The sequence below is a fragment of the Blautia sp. HCP3S3_C12 genome (assembly GCF_052064155.1).
Classification (GTDB): Bacteria; Bacillota; Clostridia; order Lachnospirales; family Lachnospiraceae; genus Blautia_A.
This window is the reverse complement of the sequence record NZ_JBQHWC010000005.1, coordinates 1-18030: the sequence shown is the minus strand read 5'-3', so window position 1 is coordinate 18030 and position 18030 is coordinate 1. Positions and strand designations below refer to the sequence as shown.

Annotated in this window: 16 protein-coding genes and 1 riboswitch; of the genes, 13 read left to right on the top strand and 3 right to left on the bottom strand. The window is 42.2% G+C overall.

Annotated features, from left to right (window positions below):
- The first annotated feature begins 77 nt into the window (after positions 1-77).
- The 4 genes from ACTNDS_RS06440 to ACTNDS_RS06425 all read left to right on the top strand — a co-directional run bounded on the left by ACTNDS_RS06440 (position 78) and on the right by ACTNDS_RS06425 (position 4394).
- On the top strand, positions 78-698 hold the full coding sequence (locus tag ACTNDS_RS06440) for a cytidylate kinase-like family protein (protein ID WP_441034526.1): 621 nt from the start codon (positions 78-80) through the stop codon (positions 696-698).
- A gap of 3 nt (positions 699-701) precedes the next feature.
- Positions 702-2222 (top strand): APC family permease, encoded by a 1521-nt coding sequence (locus tag ACTNDS_RS06435; RefSeq protein WP_441034524.1) that lies wholly within the window; start codon positions 702-704, stop codon positions 2220-2222.
- 50 nt (positions 2223-2272) lie between these two features.
- Positions 2273-3457 (top strand): iron-containing alcohol dehydrogenase, encoded by a 1185-nt coding sequence (locus ACTNDS_RS06430; RefSeq protein ID WP_441034522.1) that lies wholly within the window; start codon positions 2273-2275, stop codon positions 3455-3457.
- Between the two features lie 277 nt (positions 3458-3734).
- The gene (locus ACTNDS_RS06425) at positions 3735-4394 is read left to right on the top strand and encodes a ribonuclease H1 domain-containing protein (protein ID WP_441034520.1); all 660 of its coding nucleotides are present in this window, start codon (positions 3735-3737) and stop codon (positions 4392-4394) included.
- A 253-nt stretch (positions 4395-4647) separates the two neighbouring features.
- On the opposite strand, the gene sdaAA is transcribed toward ACTNDS_RS06425, so the two are convergent.
- Together sdaAA and sdaAB are read right to left on the bottom strand one after the other, a co-directional pair.
- Positions 4648-5517 carry an L-serine ammonia-lyase, iron-sulfur-dependent, subunit alpha gene (sdaAA, locus tag ACTNDS_RS06420; RefSeq protein WP_441034519.1) on the bottom strand — a complete coding sequence of 290 codons (870 nt, stop codon included), beginning with the start codon at positions 5515-5517 and terminating at the stop codon, positions 4648-4650.
- A gap of 19 nt (positions 5518-5536) precedes the next feature.
- Positions 5537-6205, bottom strand: a complete 669-nt coding sequence (gene sdaAB, locus ACTNDS_RS06415) for an L-serine ammonia-lyase, iron-sulfur-dependent subunit beta (protein WP_441034517.1) — start codon at positions 6203-6205, stop codon at positions 5537-5539.
- A 610-nt stretch (positions 6206-6815) separates the two neighbouring features.
- Between sdaAB and mgtE the strand changes: the two genes are divergently transcribed.
- From mgtE to ACTNDS_RS06375, 8 genes are all read left to right on the top strand, one after another.
- Positions 6816-8210 carry a magnesium transporter gene (gene mgtE / locus ACTNDS_RS06410; RefSeq protein ID WP_441034515.1) on the top strand — a complete coding sequence of 465 codons (1395 nt, stop codon included), beginning with the start codon at positions 6816-6818 and terminating at the stop codon, positions 8208-8210.
- Between the two features lie 245 nt (positions 8211-8455).
- Positions 8456-8540, top strand: a riboswitch (cyclic di-GMP riboswitch).
- Positions 8541-8543: 3 nt separating this feature from the next.
- Positions 8544-10682, top strand: a complete 2139-nt coding sequence (locus ACTNDS_RS06405) for a sensor domain-containing diguanylate cyclase (protein WP_441034514.1) — start codon at positions 8544-8546, stop codon at positions 10680-10682.
- A gap of 35 nt (positions 10683-10717) precedes the next feature.
- Positions 10718-11626: a LysR family transcriptional regulator gene (locus ACTNDS_RS06400; RefSeq protein ID WP_441034513.1), complete on the top strand. Its 909-nt coding sequence runs from the start codon at positions 10718-10720 to the stop codon at positions 11624-11626.
- Between the two features lie 155 nt (positions 11627-11781).
- Entirely contained in the window at positions 11782-12726 is a 945-nt protein-coding gene (gene nikB, locus ACTNDS_RS06395; RefSeq protein WP_441034512.1) for a nickel ABC transporter permease, read from the top strand.
- Positions 12723-13589, top strand: coding sequence for a nickel transporter permease (gene nikC / locus ACTNDS_RS06390; RefSeq protein WP_062807992.1), 867 nt, complete (start codon positions 12723-12725; stop codon positions 13587-13589). The genes nikB and nikC overlap by 4 nt, the downstream gene beginning before the upstream one ends.
- 33 nt (positions 13590-13622) lie before the next feature.
- Positions 13623-15161 (top strand): ABC transporter substrate-binding protein, encoded by a 1539-nt coding sequence (locus ACTNDS_RS06385; protein WP_441034511.1) that lies wholly within the window; start codon positions 13623-13625, stop codon positions 15159-15161.
- A gap of 162 nt (positions 15162-15323) precedes the next feature.
- The gene (locus tag ACTNDS_RS06380) at positions 15324-16205 is read left to right on the top strand and encodes an ABC transporter ATP-binding protein (protein ID WP_441034510.1); all 882 of its coding nucleotides are present in this window, start codon (positions 15324-15326) and stop codon (positions 16203-16205) included.
- Entirely contained in the window at positions 16202-16963 is a 762-nt protein-coding gene (locus ACTNDS_RS06375) for an ABC transporter ATP-binding protein (RefSeq protein ID WP_441034509.1), read from the top strand. The genes ACTNDS_RS06380 and ACTNDS_RS06375 overlap by 4 nt, the downstream gene beginning before the upstream one ends.
- Positions 16964-17160: 197 nt before the next feature.
- Here ACTNDS_RS06375 and ACTNDS_RS06370 read toward each other — a convergent pair whose 3' ends face one another.
- On the bottom strand, positions 17161-17709 hold the full coding sequence (locus ACTNDS_RS06370) for a TIGR00730 family Rossman fold protein (protein ID WP_441034508.1): 549 nt from the start codon (positions 17707-17709) through the stop codon (positions 17161-17163).
- A 122-nt stretch (positions 17710-17831) separates the two neighbouring features.
- On the opposite strand from ACTNDS_RS06370, the gene ACTNDS_RS06365 reads away from it, so the two are divergent.
- On the top strand, positions 17832-17978 hold the full coding sequence (locus tag ACTNDS_RS06365) for a hypothetical protein (RefSeq protein ID WP_441034507.1): 147 nt from the start codon (positions 17832-17834) through the stop codon (positions 17976-17978).
- The last annotated feature ends 52 nt before the right edge of the window (positions 17979-18030 follow it).

The window sequence follows — 18030 nt, the reverse complement described above, 5'->3', positions numbered from 1 at the left end:
AGAAGTGGTTCGTGCTTGCACGATAAGACTTTTGACTCTAACATCTTTATAAAAATTTGAGTGTGAGAGGGAAAAGCATGAAGCATCTGGTAATTACGATTGGCTGTGAATACGGAGCCAAGGGCAATGCCATCGGTAAGAAGATCGCACAGGATTTGGGCATTAAATTTTACGACCGGGATCTTGTGGATGAGATCATTAAAGAGGTAGGCATCCCTACAGACATTATGGACAGAGTAGAGGAAGGCGGAACCATCGCAGGTAAAGGTGCACAGGGAGATGTGAGAGGTTCCTTTTCCAAATATGCGGATCTGACAGACCGCGCCATTCATGTACAGAAGCAGATCATCCGGAAGCTGGCGCAGAAAGAAGCCTGCGTGATTATCGGACGGTCTGCAGATTATATTCTGAAAGATACAGAAGGAATCCAGCTTGTGAGAGCATTTATCTATGCACCTAACAATGTTCGCGTCCACAACATTATGGAAAGCCATAATCTCTCGGAAAAGGATGCAAAGCTTCTGCTGGATGAGAAGGATAAACGTTATCATAAGAGACATCTGGCACTGACAGGAAGTAACCGTGGTGACAGACATAACAGGGATATTCTTATTAACAGTGATTTTCTGGGAATTCAGGGAACAGCAGAATATCTGGAAGACCTGATTGCAAAAAAATATGGGAAAAAGGAGGTCTGATCTATGGAACAGAAAACATCAGAATTTGACAAAGTACTTGGTGCATGGGACATACTTGTAATTGCATTTGGTGCCATGATCGGCTGGGGCTGGGTAGTTTCCTCAGGTAACTGGATTGAATCCGGTGGTGTGCTTGGTGCAGCTATTGCATTTGCAATCGGTGGAATCATGATCTTCTTCGTAGGTCTGACCTATGCAGAGCTTACAGCAGCCATGCCTCAGTGTGGTGGTGAGCATGTATTCAGCTACAGGGCAATGGGTTCTACAGGTTCTTTTATCTGCACCTGGGCGATCATTCTTGGATATGTAAGTGTTGCCTGCTTTGAGGCATGTGCATTTCCCACAATCATCACTTATCTGTGGCCGGGGTTCCTGAAAGGATATCTCTATACAGTTGCAGGCTTTGATGTTTATGCATCCTGGCTGATCGTGGCGATTGTGATTGCTTTTCTTATTATGATAATTAACATTAATGGAGCAAAGACTGCGGCAGTTCTGCAGACTGTTCTTACCTGTATTATCGGCGGTGCCGGAATTATTCTGATCGTGGCTTCTGTGGTTACAGGAAGTGTGGATAATCTTCAGGGACAGATGTTTGTTGGAAACGGTACCGGCGAAGCAATGAAAAGTATTATTAAGGTTGCAGTTATCACTCCGTTTTTCTTTATTGGTTTTGACGTTATCCCACAGGCAGCAGAGGAAATCAATGTTCCGCTGAAAAAAATCGGTAAAATGATGATCCTCTCTGTTGTGCTGGCAGTTGTATTTTACTCACTGGTGATTCTTGCAGTAGGTTTTATCCTGAATCCGGCAGAGATCATTGAGTCTCAGCAGGGAACAGGACTTGTAACGGCAGATGCCATGGCCAAGGCTTTCGGGACAAAGGTTATGGCCAAGGTTATCATTGTAGGTGGAATGTGTGGTATTATTACATCATGGAACTCCTTCCTCCTTGGCGGTTCCCGTGCCATGTACTCTATGGCAGAATCCTACATGATTCCTCCGTTTTTTGCAAAGCTTCATCCGAAGCACAAAACTCCGGTTAATTCTCTGTATCTGATCGGTGCCCTGACTATGCTGGCTCCTTTTGCAGGAAGGACGATGATGGTCTGGATCTGTGATGCAGGTAACTTCGGATGCTGCCTTGCATACTGTATGGTCTCTATATCTTTCCTGATCCTTCGTAAAAAGGAACCGGATATGGCAAGACCTTACAAAGTAGGTCACTACAAATTTGTAGGCTTTATGGCAGTAGTCATGTCAGGGCTGATGCTTCTGGTTTACTGTATTCCGGGTTCCGGTGGAAGTCTGGTATTTCAGGAATGGATCATGGTAGGCGGCTGGAGCTTACTTGGAGTTGTATTTTATGCGATCTGTAAACGTAAATATAAAGAAGACTTTGGTAAACTTATTGAACTGATCTCTGATGAGGATGCAGCAAGTCTTATGCCGGAGGCTGATGATGAAGAGCTTGATGTGGTAATCGATGCGGCTATTGACAGGGTGCTTTCCTCTATGGCATAAAGATATAATTAAATGATATTGAAAAATCACAGGAAAAGAGGCAGAAATTAATGAATCCATTTGAATTTTTTATTCCTCAGAATATTACAGTCGGTGCTGGTACTCTGGCAAAGCTTCCGGAATGTGCCAAAAAGCTTGGGGGCTCTCATGCAATGCTGATCTCCGGACCAACTCTCCGGAAAATGGGAGTTGTGGATAAGGCGACGGATTATCTGAAAGACGCCGGAATGGCAGTGGATATTTTTACAGATGTGGAAGCAAACCCATCTGTTACCACAGTGGAAAAAGCGACAGAAGCGTATAAGGATTCCGGCGCAGATTTTATCGTTGCGCTGGGCGGTGGTTCTCCTATGGATGTGGCAAAAGCAGTGGGAGTTACGGCTAAATATGGCGGAAGCATTACAGAATATGAGGGGGCACATAAGGTTCCCGGAAAAATTGTTCCGCTGATCGCAATCCCGACTACTGCGGGAACCGGCTCAGAGGTTACGGCATTTTCTGTTATCACTGACCACAGCAGAGATTATAAGCTGACGGTATTCAGTTATGAACTTCTTCCTGCATATGCGATCCTGGATCCTGAGCTTCTCACCTCTGCTCCGGCATCTGTGGCAGCAGCATGCGGAATCGATGCATTTATCCATGCGGAGGAGGCTTATGTTTCCACAGCAGCATCTCCGTTTTCTGACGCAATGGCAGAGAAAGCAATGGAGCTGATCGGTGGAAATATCCGCCGTTTTGTGGCAAGACGTACAGATCTGGAGGCTGCAGAGGCAATGCTTACGGGATCTCTTTTTGCAGGAATCGCCTTTTCCTTTGCAAGACTTGGAAATGTTCATGCCATGAGTCATCCGGTAAGTGCTTTCTTTAATGTGGCACATGGAGTGGCAAATGCAGTTCTTCTCCCTGTGATTGCAGAATATAATGCGCTGGCAGATCAGGGCAGATATCTGAAGATTTACAATTATATCAGTCCGATCCCGGCATATGAGGACGAGTTTGAACCGCTGATGCTGGTGGATGCCATCCGGGAATTAAACGAAGATATCGGAATCCCGGAAGACCTGACTACAGCCATCCGCCAGGCGAAGAAGGGAGAAAAGCTTTCTGATGAGGAGATTGAAAGCAAGATTGATGCCATGGCGGATGATGCTATGAAGAGCGGAAATATTGTAGTAAATCCAAGATCCTCCAGGAAACAGGATATTGTGGAATTGTATCATAAGGCTTTATAAATTCAGATAAAGAGGAATGCAGTATTTTATGTAATTGCTACAGATTAACAGAAGGTATTGATTAAAAATATCTGTTATTATAAAAAACGTGCAGAAACATTGAAGTCGACAGATAACTTCAGGCTTGAAAGTTTATCTCGATTTAAAAATGTATCTGCACGTTTTTTTGAGAAATTTCCATTGTATAACTTGCCTGATAGAAAGAAAGATTATATAGTATTAATCAAAATATAGTAAAGTAATGTGAGTCAAAATATTGATTGTTCAGGAGGATTTTATGGCAAAGAAGAAAATATATGCAGTACGCAAGGGACATAAAACAGGACTTTTTGCTACATGGGCGGAGTGCCAGAAGGCAGTAAGCGGATATTCAGGAGCTGAGTTTCGGGGATTTACAGAAAAAGAGGAAGCACTGGCTTTTCTGAACATGGAGACAGCAGGAAATGTGTCCGGTGATAAAGCAAAAGAAGCAGCAGGAATCGTGGAGGTACCTGAAAATATGGTCATTGCCTATGTGGACGGAAGCTTTGAGAAAAGCATTGGCAGATATGCTTTTGGCTGTGTGATCCTTACACCGGACGGACAGGAAATCCGCAAATCCGGAAGTGGCAGTGACCCTGCAGGAGTTGCCATCCGAAATGTGGCAGGAGAGATGCTTGGTTCCATGACTGCAGTAAACTGGGCCATAGAAAACAAATATCCGGCTGTGGAAATCCGCTATGATTATGAAGGGGTAGAGAAATGGGTAACAGGTGTATGGAGAGCCAAAACACCACTGACCAGCAAATACGCAGCCTATATGCAGGAAGCAGGAAAGAAAGTAAAGATTTCTTTTTGTAAAATAGCAGCCCATACAGGCAATCACTACAATGAAGAGGCAGATCAGCTGGCGAAGAGTGCATTGCTTAAGACGGATGAAGAAAATTGGTTTTATTGAAGAACTGAGTCATATGCATATTGATTTCAAAATCTGCATATGTAATAATGCCGATAGGCGAAATGATGAAACTAATTCATTAGTAACACAGCAAAAAGCCCCGGAGGTGCGAACTCTGGGGATTTTCTATTCCGTTTTGGCAGGGTGGCTTATTCCCTAGGCTGACTACCAGCTGCTATTTTCTATCCAGCCATTTGCAAATGTAATAGGCAATTACACTTGCCAGAATAGAAAGCATAAATGATGAAACAGATTATCTGCATATATGACATGCTTCACACGCAGATGGGGTGACGGCGCATCCACCCATTGCAGTTTCACGCAGTTCAGCAGGAAGCTTCCTGCCTACTGCAAACATAGTCTGTATCATTTCATCCAGAGGAATCAGCTGGCGGATTCCGGCGAGAGCCATTTCAGCAGCGATCACCGCATTGGCCACACCTGCTGCATTTCTGTTCTGGCAAGGATATTCTACCAGACCGCCTACCGGATCACAGACCAGGCCCAGCATATTCATAAGAACAGTAGATGCGGCATAAGTACATTCTTTTGGGGTACCGCCCATCAGTTCCACAGCAGCAGAAGCTGCCATGGCAGAAGCAACACCAACCTCAGCCTGGCATCCGCCTACAGCACCTGCGACTGTGGCATTGCGCATTGCCAGGTATCCGATAGCACTTGCATTAAATAATGCCTGGATAATCGTGGCATCAGAGAAATGATAATGCTCCTGCATTGCAAGCATCAGTCCGGGAACGATTCCGGCAGAACCGGCAGTGGGAGAGGCTACGATCAGACCCATGGAAGCGTTGGTTTCCAGTGTTGCCATGGCATAAGTAATTGCCTTTTGAAGGAGATCACCACAGAGCTCCTTTTTTTGTTGTGCATGCAGACTTAGTTTTCTGGATTCACCACCGATCAGACCACCCATGGATGTTACCGGCTTGTGGATGGGAGAACGTGCGGCCTCTTTCATAATTTCCAGTACCCGGGTCATTTTTTCTTTCACAGTCTCAGCTGTTGTTTCCCCAAGTTCGATTTCGCGGATTCGCATGATCTCTGAAATAGGAAGATTTTTTTCTTCACAGAGTGTGAGCAGTTCCTGTGCATTTTTAAAATCCATAATAAAAATCCTCCTTTTTCTACATCTGTACGATCATAACTTCGTGAATATTAGGGTTTTCACGGATCACGGGGACAATGTCCTCCGGAAGTCTGCCGTCAGATTCTACGATGGTGTAGGCAATATCACCTTTTCCCTCGCGGAAGAGGCGCATAAATGCAATGTTGATCCTGCGGTCACTGAGACATTTTGTGATATAAGCCGCAACCCCCGGGGTATCCTGATGAATCACGATCACAGCACTGTATTCGCCTGTAAAATCTACCTGTACATGGTTGATCTCCACGATGCGGACCTTGCCGCCGCCCAGAGATTCTCCACGGACAGTCATTTTCTGGCCCTTTTCATTTTCCATACAGATATCTACAGTATTTGGATGGATATCTGTTTCTGTTTCATTTGGAGTAAAAGAAAATTCCAGACCATTTTCGTGTGCAAGCTCATAAGAATACCGGATGCGCATATCATCTGTGGAAAAACCCATGATGCCCCCAAGCAGAGCACGGTCTGTGCCGTGTCCGTGGTAGGTTCTGGCAAAGGAACCGTACAAAATAAAATCAGCTCTTTTTAAGGGACCTTCAAGCATCTTTTGGGCAAGATAGGAAATACGTGCCGCACCTGCGGTATGTGAGCTGGAAGGGCCGATCATGTTCGGCCCCATTACATCAAAAGCACTGATAAATGACATAAAAAATATTCTCCTGTAAATATGTGAAATATAGTGTTGATAAAGTGATTTTATTGTAACATTTGTCTGCAAAAGAAGCAAACCTGTCATTACGTTAATATTAACAAAATTTAATGTAAAAAATAGTAAAACAGGGTTGCTTTTTCAGTGTGGGGCGGTTACAATAACAGTGCATTTCAGTTTTGAACAAATTGATAATTTGAAAATTTAACCGAATAAACTGCGGAGCAGTTATTCGGTTATGAGCAAGTAGCGAAGCGGATTGCGAATATCCGCTTGACAGAAAAGGCAGGTGGAACAGAATGGATAATTGCGATTCTCATGGGCGAAGTAGTAGCACAGGATCTGAAATAAAAAGAGTATATGAGTATAGCAGCCCTTCTGTTCTGCTGTAGTCATATATTACCACGTCTTTTTATATCTTATCCTGTATTATGAAATCTCCCGAATCATGCAATTACATATTTGACAGAGGACAAGAGTAAGTGATGACAGAACTTACTCATTTGTTGTGCTGGAAAATGTATAGAGAAGGTAGCAGTAAACATAACAAGTGTAACAGACTGCTTTCTTTTTGTGTACTTTTATGTAAATAACGGAGGAAAAAGTAATGGAAAAAAGAGTACAGGATTATTCAAAAGAAATTCTGAAGATTATCCGCAGCAACACATCTCCGGCTGTTATGGTAGCCAGACTGCAGGATTATCATGAGAATGACCTGGCTGATGTATTACCGGTTCTGACTGTACAGGAGCGATACAAACTGTACCGTATTCTGGACACAGATATGCTTTCTGATATTTTTGAATATACAGATGAGGAGAATGCAGCAGAGTATCTGAATGAAATGGATGTGAAAAAAGCAGCAGCCATTTTATCCAGAATGGAGACAGATGCTCTTGCAGATGTATTAAATAAAGTTGAAAAAACAAAGAAAAAAATACTGATCGATCTGCTTGAACCTGAGGTTCGACGTGATGTGGAGATGATCGCATCCTTTGATGAGGATGAGATCGGAAGCCGCATGACAACAAATTATATTGTGATCACAGATAAACTGACAGTTAAGCAGGCAATGAGCAGTCTGATCGAGCAGGCTGCAAAAAATGACAATATTTCTACTATTTTTGTAGTGACAGAGCAGCAGAAATTTTATGGGGCGATCAACCTGAAAGAACTGATCATTGCAAGACGGGATGATCTGCTTGAGAATCTGGTGGTGACTTCTTATCCGTATGTATACGCGGAGGAAAGCATTGATGACTGTATTGAAGAACTGAAGGATTATTCTGAGGATTCAATTCCGGTTCTTGACAATGATAATCAGCTTCTGGGGGTTATCACATCTGCCAGTATCATTGACCTGGTTGATGATGAGATGGGTGATGACTATGCGAAGCTGGCCGGTCTGACTGCAGAAGAGGATCTGAAAGAGCCGCTGAAAGAGAGTATGAAGAAACGTATGCCATGGCTGATCATTCTTCTGGGACTTGGTATGGTTGTTTCCTCTGTGGTAGGAATTTTTGAAAAAGTAGTAACTGCACTTCCGATTATTATGTGCTTCCAGTCACTGATCCTGGATATGGCAGGTAACGTCGGTACACAGTCACTGGCTGTAACAATTCGTGTTCTCATGGATGAATCACTGACAGGAAAGCAGAAATTGGAACTGGTATGGAAGGAAATGAGGATAGGCTTGTGTAACGGCAGTCTTCTTGGATTCCTGTCCTTTATACTGATAGGATTGTATATCTATCTGTTTAAGGGGAAAACACTTCTGTTTTCCTATGCAGTATCAGGATGTATTGGCGCAGCACTGCTGCTGGCAATGCTGATCTCCAGTGCAGTTGGTACATGTATTCCGCTGTTTTTTAAGAAGATAAAGATTGACCCTGCAGTTGCATCCGGTCCGCTGATCACTACGATCAATGACCTTGTGGCAGTTGTGACATATTATGGTTTGAGTTGGGTACTTTTATTAGAAGTATTGCATCTGGCAGGATGATAAATTGAATAGTAATAACAAGACGGATCCGGCATCTTTATTTGTAAGATGTCGGATTTGTTTTCTTATGAAATAATAATGTAAAATAGAAAAAAGGCGGTTGATATTATTATAAGAATATGTGATAATAATCTATTGCAATTCCCCAAAATATTAATTTGCTTTAGAAGGCAAAAAGTAATAAAAAATTAAAAAGGATAGTATATTGAGTTCATGAAGATATAAAACAGAGATACTGTTTCAGGATTCAGTATAGGCAAAGCAGTCGAAAGGCTGTGGCGCAAAGCTGCACATTATTCTTTTTTTGTATGTTGGAGAGAGGTTGAGAATATTATGTCAGAGCATGAAAGTATGCTTGGGAAAATGAATAACATCGAAATATATATGGCAAATAAAGATGCGGATATGGATACAGATATCAATGCTTCTGCTCAGGAAGCTTTTAAATATGTACTGACTCAGAATGACCCTGTAGGGACAGTTGCCGGTTATTATGATGAAAAACTTAGTATCTGGACGATAAGCAATTTTTTTCTGCAGATTTTAGGATATGAACTTAATGAATTTATGGAAGTATCCGGTGGCTATTTGAGCAATGTGATCTGCAATGATCAGGAGTGTTTCCTTTCTGCTGAAGAATTCAGGAATCTGCATGGATTCTATACAATGTATCTTATGGACAGCAAAGGCTCCCCCATATTAGTCAGGATCGTAAAAACAGATGCTGAGGATAATGAAGGACGGCCGGTATGGGTGTTATCTGCCAGGTCTGACCGTTCAACTCAGAATCTGGAACTGATCAATGAAATGGTGGAGAATGGTTTATGGAGTATAGATTATGATCAGGAAGAAACAATATCAAAGGTGACATTGAGTGACACGTTCTGCCATATGCTGGGATTTAAAGATAATAGTGAAATACCGAACACTGCAGAAGCTGTATTGGGCAGAATACATCCGGATGACCGTTCTGAAATCATTGAATTTATGGAAAGAGTTCCTGGCGATTTTCAGCATGAAAAATATGAGGGAGAATACAGAATTTTAATGCGGGATGGAAACTATCAGTGGTTTAATACAAATTGCAGGGCTGTCCGGCGTATGAATGGTTCTCTCAGTCAGTTGGTGGGGGTTATTGTTAACATTGATAAACGTAAGAAAGCATCAGAACAGGAAGCAAGAGAAGAAGCTTTTCATCGTGCTTTTACTGATTTGAATATGTGTGAATATTATGTCGATCTTCAGGAAAATACTTTTGAATCCATGAAAGTAGAGAATCCACTTCTGGAAATTTTCAGAAACAGTCAGACATGGGATGAGCTGATACAGAGGTTTCTTGATAATTATGTCTGTCCGGAGAGTAAAGTGGCAGTCGCACAAATTTATAACAGGGAATATATTATAAAGGAACTGGGCAAGATTAAAGGAGAATTAAGCCAGGAATGTAAGGTGATGATTAACGGAGAACAGCGTATTGCCAGAAATGTAGTGATGGCAGGGGATACAGATGAGAATGGAAATCCCAAACATGCCATGATCTTTTTACGTGATGTGACAGATTCGAAGAATGCGGAAAAAGAGCGCAGAAAGATGCTGAGGCAGAATATTGCCATGGATCAGCTTCTCCAGGGTGTTACCAGAATTGTGGAGCGCTTTGCTGTCTGTGATCTGGACAGTGGACGGTATGACTATTATGAAATGAACAATGACGCAGTTTATCAGCCTACAGGAGATTATCTGAAATTTATTCATTATATGTCTCAAAAATATGTGGTTATTACGGAATCAATCAATGCACAGATGGAATATCTGCTTTCGCCGGAACATCTAAGAAAGGTTATTTTGTCGGAAGAGGATTTGTACACGTTTGAATATTGTAATTTTGATAAGTCTTCTTACAAAGTAATGTCAGTGATTCCTGTGGAATGGAAAGGAAGCGTACTGTCGAAAGTTATGCTGATCGTTCAGGATATTGGTCAGAAGCATGAACTTGAGAAGCTGGCAAATACAGATGGACTGACCGGACTTTACAATGAGCGTTATCTTTCCACAAAATTAAAACAAAATGGTAAATTCCATAAAAAATTCGCAATGTTTTATCTGGATCTGGACAGGTTTAAACCGGTTAATGATACGTATGGACATGATATGGGAGACAAATTACTGAAGGCGGTTTCCCAGAGACTGCGTAAATGTATACGAAATACAGATTATGCTTTCCGGATCGGGGGAGATGAGTTTTCACTGATCATTGAGGAGGGCAATATAAATGATGAATTCTGTGAAATGATGGTCAGAAGAATAAAGAATGCAATTGATGCGCCCTTTGTGATAGAAGGACATATACTGCATGTGGATACAAGCTGTGGCTATGCTATTTATCCGGAGCACAGCCCTGAGGTTGGCGATATCCGTATTATGGCAGATCACAGAATGTACAGAGATAAAATTCAAAACAGAAAAAAGATTTAATGGCGGATAAAAACAGAAAGAGAGACAAAATCTTTATGGATTTAAAACAATTACAGTATTTCGTAGTATGTGCACAGACTGGTTCATTCAGTGATGCTGCGAAAAATCTGTATTCTACACAGCCCAGTGTCAGCAAGGTGATCAAGGGACTGGAAGATACTCTGGGAATGCAGCTTTTTGAACGGTTGCCAAGAGGAATCAGACTGACAGTGCAGGGACACAAGATTTATGAATATGCGTCGAAAATTATAAATGAAGTAAATGTTCTGGAAAATATGGCTTCCAGCGGAATGACAAAATGGATCCGGATATCTTTAAATCCCAGCTCCTGGTTTGCAAATCAGTTTGTAGACTTTTATAATGAAACCTATGAAAAAAAGTACCATTTCCAGGTAACAACAGCAGGCGTAAAAAGTGTAATGGAAAGGGTACGGGATTATATGGATGACATTGGTTTTGTATATATCCTCAGTCAGCAGAAGGAAAATTTCCTGTATGAACTGTCAAAAAACAAAATGTATTTCGAACCTATCTATGAAACAGATGTAATGCTGTATCCGGGAGGGCTGACAGAGCTTTACAATTCCGGCAAAGAGAGGGCAGAACTGGAAGACCTGGAAGGAATCCGTTTTATACAGAATTATCAGGATGAATTTTTTGACATCGGTGCTGTAAAAGAAGATGCATTCCAATGGAAGGACATTGACATTTCCGTGCTGACCAACAGTGATTATATTATGGAAAAAATGCTGAAGAACAGTAAGGTGGCAAATATAAGCGGAAGTTACCTGTCAGAAAACAAAGAAGGAACTACACCGGGAATTCCTTTGGATCTTGGAGACAGTAAAGTGATTTTTGGCTTTATACTCCACAAAGGAGAAGAGATGGACGAGAGTGTGGCTGAACTTGTGGGATTTTTAAAGAATAGATTGCCAAAGCATTAAATGATCATAGGTATTCCAAAAACAAAGATAGATATTCAAATTAAGAATAGCTTATAACCCCCAGGGTGGGTTGTGGGCTATTTTTGCTTTTGTTAAACTGAATGGTGGCTAATTAGGAGTATAATTTTGAAAAATTATAAAATGGAGATATTCAAATGAAAAAATACGCATTCAGACGACTGCTTCAGCTGATTCCCATTTTGTTTGCGATTACTTTTCTCTCTTATGGCATGATGCGGATTGCGGGAAGTGATGTAGTAACACAAAAAATGGAAAATACAGGACAGATCCTGTCAGAAGATAAGTTAAATGCAGCCAGAGAACAGCTGGGACTGGACAAACCATTTCTGACCCAGTATTTTGTGTGGCTTGGGAAACTGCTTCATGGAGATATGGGAAACAGCTATGTATCCAGTCTTCCGGTTTTTGATACGTTCATATCGAAGCTTCCGGCAACGCTGCTTCTTACAGTGACATCTATTTTGCTGACCATCATCATATCAATCCCTCTGGGGATTCTGTCAGCAGTAAAACAGAATACGATAACGGATTATCTGATCCGTTTATGCAGCTTTATAGGAAACAGTCTTCCTAATTTTTTTGTATCATTGCTGTTGATGTATTTTCTTGCAATCAGGCTGAGGATTTTTCCGGTTATATCCAAAGATGTAAGTTTAAAGAGTGTGGCAATGCCGGCGATCACTCTGGCAATTGCCATGTCAGCCAAGTATCTGCGACAGGTCCGTGCAACTGTGCTGGACGAATTAAGCAAAGACTATGTGGCAGGAGCGAAAGCAAGAGGAGTAAAGTTTTCTGTCACTCTTTGGAAAAGTATTATGAAGGCTTCGCTGGTAACCATCATTACCTTGCTGATGCTGTCAGTGGGAAATCTGCTGGGAGGAACTGCAATCGTAGAATCCATCTTTCTGTGGGATGGAGTTGGGAAGATGGCAGTAGATGCCATCTCCATGCGTGATTATCCTATTATTCAGGCATATGTTATGTGGATGGCGATCATCTATGTTGTAGTAAATCTGCTTACAGATCTGTCATACCGGTTCCTGGATCCGAGAATCCGTCTGGGAGGTGTGAAACAATGAGTGAAAAGCAGAATAAAAATGTGACAGTGCGTGTACAGAAGATTAAGAAAAACCATATAAAACAAAAGCTGATCTTTTTTCTTATTCTGGCAATAGGGCTTGTAATACTTGCAATTTTTTCAGAGCATCTCTGTCCATATGACCCTTATGCACAGGATCTGGCAAGTGCACTTCAGCCTCCCAGTCTTCAGCATCCTATGGGAACAGATACATATGGGAGAGATATGCTGTCCAGAGTGATAAGTGGTGCAAGAGCCAGTATTTTCTCTACCTTTATTCTGGTTGCTGTGATTTTTGTGCTGGGAACAGCTGTGGGTGTATGCTGCGGATATTTTGGCGGAGCTGCAGATGCTGTTATGATGAGGATTTCAGATGTATGTCTTGCTTTCCCTGGGCTTGTATTTGCCATGGCGATTGCGGCTATTCTTGGGGGAGGCATTCAGAATGCTGTTATAGCACTGGCAGTAGTAAGCTGGCCGAAATATTCACGTATTGCCAGAGGGCAGACTCTGGCATTAAAAGAGGAACCCTATATTCATGCTGCCATACTGGCAGGTGACAGCTCAGGTCAGATTATGCTCAGGCATATTCTTCCCAATATGCTGGGGCCTGTTCTGGTAACAGCCATGCTTGATATCGGTACTATGATGATGGAGCTTGCAGGTCTGTCATTTCTTGGACTGGGAGCACAGATTCCCATGGCTGAGTGGGGAAGTATGATGAGCAGCGGACGAAGTATGATCCAGACATATCCATGGGTAGTATTATCACCTGGAATTGCAATTTTTATATCTGTGGCAATTTTCAATCTATTAGGTGATACAGTCCGTGACTATCTGGATCCGAAGAACAGTCGTTTATGATAAGTAATATTGAAAACACAAGGAGAAAAGAAAATGAGAGCAAAGAAATTTCTGGCAATGGCAATTGCCCTGGGGCTGGCTGTAGGAATGACTGTTATGCCAACACTGGCTGCAGATAAAAAGACATTTGTATTTGGCGATACCACCTTTAATGCGGAAAATGAAGAGGCAGATATTAATCCACAAAATACATATGCAGGATGGGCGTGTATCCGTTATGGAGTAGGGGAAACGCTTTTCCGTTATTCCGATGCAATGGAAATAGAGCCATGGATCGCAAAAGAGTATGAAAATATTGACGAGCTGACCTGGAAGATCACACTGAATGACGGAGTTGTGTTCTCCAATGGACGTGCCTGTGACGGAGAGGCAGTAAAGGAAAGCCTGGAGGCTCTGGTTGCCAATCATGAGCGTGCAGCAGGAGATCTCTGCATTGATACCATCGAGGCAGATGGAAATACTGTTACCATAAAGACTACAGAACCGAAGCCTGCACTTATCAATTATCTCAGTGATCCTTATGGATGCATTATTGATATGCAGGCCGGGATCAGTGATGATGGGATTGTGATCGGTACAGGCCCTTATGTGGCAACTGAACTGGTGACAGATGATCATGTTAATCTTGCAAAAAATGAAAATTACTGGAACGGAGATGTAAATGTGGACGAGATCACTGTCCGCACAATTTCTGACGGTGATACACTGGCAATGGCTCTTCAGGCAGGGGAGATCAATGCTGCCTATGGTATGGCATATGCAAGCTATCCCTTATTTGAAAATGATGATTTTACATTTACCAGTACAGCTACAAGCCGTGCATTCTATGCATGGATGAACTTTGAAAGTCCTGTAACATCTGACCCTGCAGTGCGCAAAGCAATTGCCATGGGTATTGATAAGGAAAGCTTTGTATCTGTGCTCCTGAAAGGATACGGATATCCTGCAGTGGGTGTTTTCCCGGATAGCTTTTCTTTTGGCGGACAGAATCTGACAACAGAGAGCTATGATCCTGATGGGGCAAAGAAGGTTCTGGAGGAAGCAGGATGGGTGGATTATGATGGTGACGGTATCCGTGAAAAAGACGGACAGAAACTGGAGATCCGCTGGCTTACTTATCCCAGCCGTCAGGAGCTCCCGCTTCTTGCAGAGTCTGCACAGGCAACTTTGAAAGAAATCGGCATGGATGTTCAGATAAATTGTACCTCTGATAATAATACTATCCGTAAAGACCCTACATTATGGGATGTATATGCAAGTGCCATGGTAACTGCACCTACAGGAGATCCGGAGTATTTCTTCACTTCCTGTACACTGGATGAATCTGCAAGCAATAACGGACACTATCATAGTGATCAACTGGAAGATCTGGAAAAACAGATGAAGAAAGAATTTGATGCAGACAAGCGTTCAGATCTGGCGATTCAGATGCAGCAGACAATCCTGGATGATAATGCCTATGTATTCTGTTCTCACCTGAGAATGAGTATGATCATGCAGTCTAATGTAACAGGACTGATTGCACATCCATGTGATTATTATGAACTGACTGCAGATCTGGATATCAACTAAACTGTAAGAATAAATGAAGAACATTTGAACGATGATATTTCAGGGTCAGATGATATTTTGCGTTACTGTTCACATATCACTATTCCGCGAGGTGTTTTGACATGAATATGCCAAAATCCCGAGACATACAAGCCAAAATTCCATTGCCGCAGGCAATCTGGAATGAATTTTGGCTACGTTACTGAGAACGGAGTGAACAGTAACTATTTTGCCCCTGATTTGGTAAGGATTAACAAGGATGGTTTGCAGATGGATAGAAAAATACTGACCTACGATTCCGTAGAGATATCATTTGGCGGGAAAGCGGTGGTTCATAATGTGAGCTTCTCCCTTGAACATGGAGAAATACTTGGTCTTGTGGGGGAATCAGGCAGTGGAAAAAGCACTCTGATCAAAGCTGCAATGGGACTTCTGGGATCGGATGGTCTTGTGACAAGAGGAGATATCCGATATATGGATCAGAATATCCTGGATATACCGGAGAAAGAAAAAAGAAAGATCAGAGGTGCAAAAATCGGAATGATCTTTCAGGACGCAGGTGCCTCTCTGTGTCCGATACGCACCATTGGAGAACAGATTTATGAAAGTATGCGTGCGCATACGAAGATAACAAGAAGTGAGGCCAAAACCAGAGCAATGGATCTGTTTGACAAACTGAATTTTAAGGACAGCCAGCGCGTGTGGGACAGTTATCCATTTGAACTGTCTGGCGGAATGAATCAGAGAGCAGGTATTGCAATCGCCATGCTTATGAATCCGCCTATCTTATTTGCAGATGAGCCGACCAGTGCTCTGGATGTGTCTGTACAGCGTCAGGTTGTAAAGGAAATGCTTAAGTTAAGAGAGTTGTTTGGAACTGCAATCGTGATCGTGACACATGATATCGGAGTAGTCCGGGCAATGGCAGATACTGTGTTGGTTTTGAAAAATGGTAAAACAATAGAATATGGCACAGCAGACCGTGTACTGGATTATCCCCAGGATCCCTATACCAGGAAATTGCTGGAGGCTGTACCAAAGCTGCAAAGGAAGGTCAGAGTATGAGCATACTTTTAGAGGCAGAACATTTAACAAAAACATTTACCCAGAGAGGAAAAAATCCTTTTAAAGCAGTAAATGATGTAAGCTTTATACTGGAAAGAGGAGAAACGCTGGGAATCGTAGGAGAATCCGGCAGTGGGAAAAGTACCATAGCAAAGCTGATCACCCGGCTGACTGATATCACAGAGGGCACACTGAAATTTGAAGGAAAAGATATTACAAGACTGAAGCAAAGTCAGCTGAAAAAGGTATATGGAGATATACAGATGGTTTTTCAGAATCCGGTGGGTTCTTTTGATCCCAGAAGGACACTGGGTGACGGGATCGGTGAGAGCCTCCGCAACCGTGGAATGAAAAAGGCTGATGTAGAGAAAAGAGTAGCAGAATTGCTTGAGCAGTGCGGTCTTGAGAAGGAATATGCAAAAAGATATCCTCATGAGGTAAGTGGCGGACAGTGTCAGCGGGCTGCGATCGCAAGAGCCCTGGCAGTGGAACCAAAAGTTCTGATCTGTGATGAGGCAACCAGTGCCCTGGATGTAACCATACAGAAACAGATCATGGAGCTTCTGAAAGACTTGAAAGAGAAGAAGGGGCTGTCTTTTATCTTTATCTGCCATAATCTGGCTCTTGTCCAGATGTTCTGCGACAGGGTCCTGGTACTGTATGAGGGAAAAGTAGTGGAAAGCGGAATTCCCGATGATATCATTAATGAACCAAAGGAAGAATATACGCGAAGACTGGTGGATGCGGTACTTTCATAATTAACTGAATCAGGCTACTAAAATATTTTCTTTTCGGTATAAAGGTATAAAAAAGTACTTCCTGTGGACGAAGTACTTTTTTATGAGTTTTTAGATGTGCATTGCGCGGAGGTTTGTGCACCTTTATTTGTCATCTGACACGTAACTGTTCAGAAGTCTGCTGTCAACATACCGACCAGTTACTTTGATATTGAATTTTATTTCGGGCTGGTTACTGCAGTCAGATATGTTTTGATATCTTCCAGATCATCAGCAAAATAAATTCCCTGTTGACGATTTTCTGAGGACAGCTCCATCTTGATCATATGGTTAAGAAGCTGCTTCAGGCTGTCATAATATCCATTCAGATTATACAGAATACAGGGGGCATCCAGGTGTTTGAGGGAAACCATGGACATAACTTCTGTGATTTCCTCCAGAGTACCGGTGCCTCCCGGAAATGCAATAAATGCATCACCAAGTTCAATCATTTTTGCTTTTCTTTCAGCCATATTTTTCGTAACGATCAGTTCTGTGATCTCATCATACTGCAGTTCAGAATCTATAAAAAACTGTGGTTCCACGCCTGTTACTTTTCCTCCGGCATTCAGCACACTTTCTGCTATCTGTCCCATAAGGCCGGACTTCGATCCACCATATATCAAAGAATTTCCGCTTTCTCCAATCCATGTACCAAGTTCCCGGACAGCATCTCCAAGTGCCGGATCATTTCCCTCCAAAGCTCCAAGATAAACGGTAATATTCATTGTAATTTCCACCTTGTATTTTTTAAATTTCCGTCATCGGAAACAATTTATCTTTTCCGAGTTCTGATATCGGAACTCATTATAGAACTTTCCAGGTTACGGTTCAATAGTAATTTTGGTGGTTGACAAATTTCAGAATTATTCTAAATGTGATCGGAAATCTGGTGCTGGCAGCGGGACTTCATATGGATGCAGCCGGAGCTGCCATTGCAACAGTAACGGGAATTATATTGAATAACTGCGCGTCGCATTCTCGTTACTTTCAGTGATGAGTTAGACGCGCAAATTTTTTTACTAAACAACAGAACAAATGTTTACATA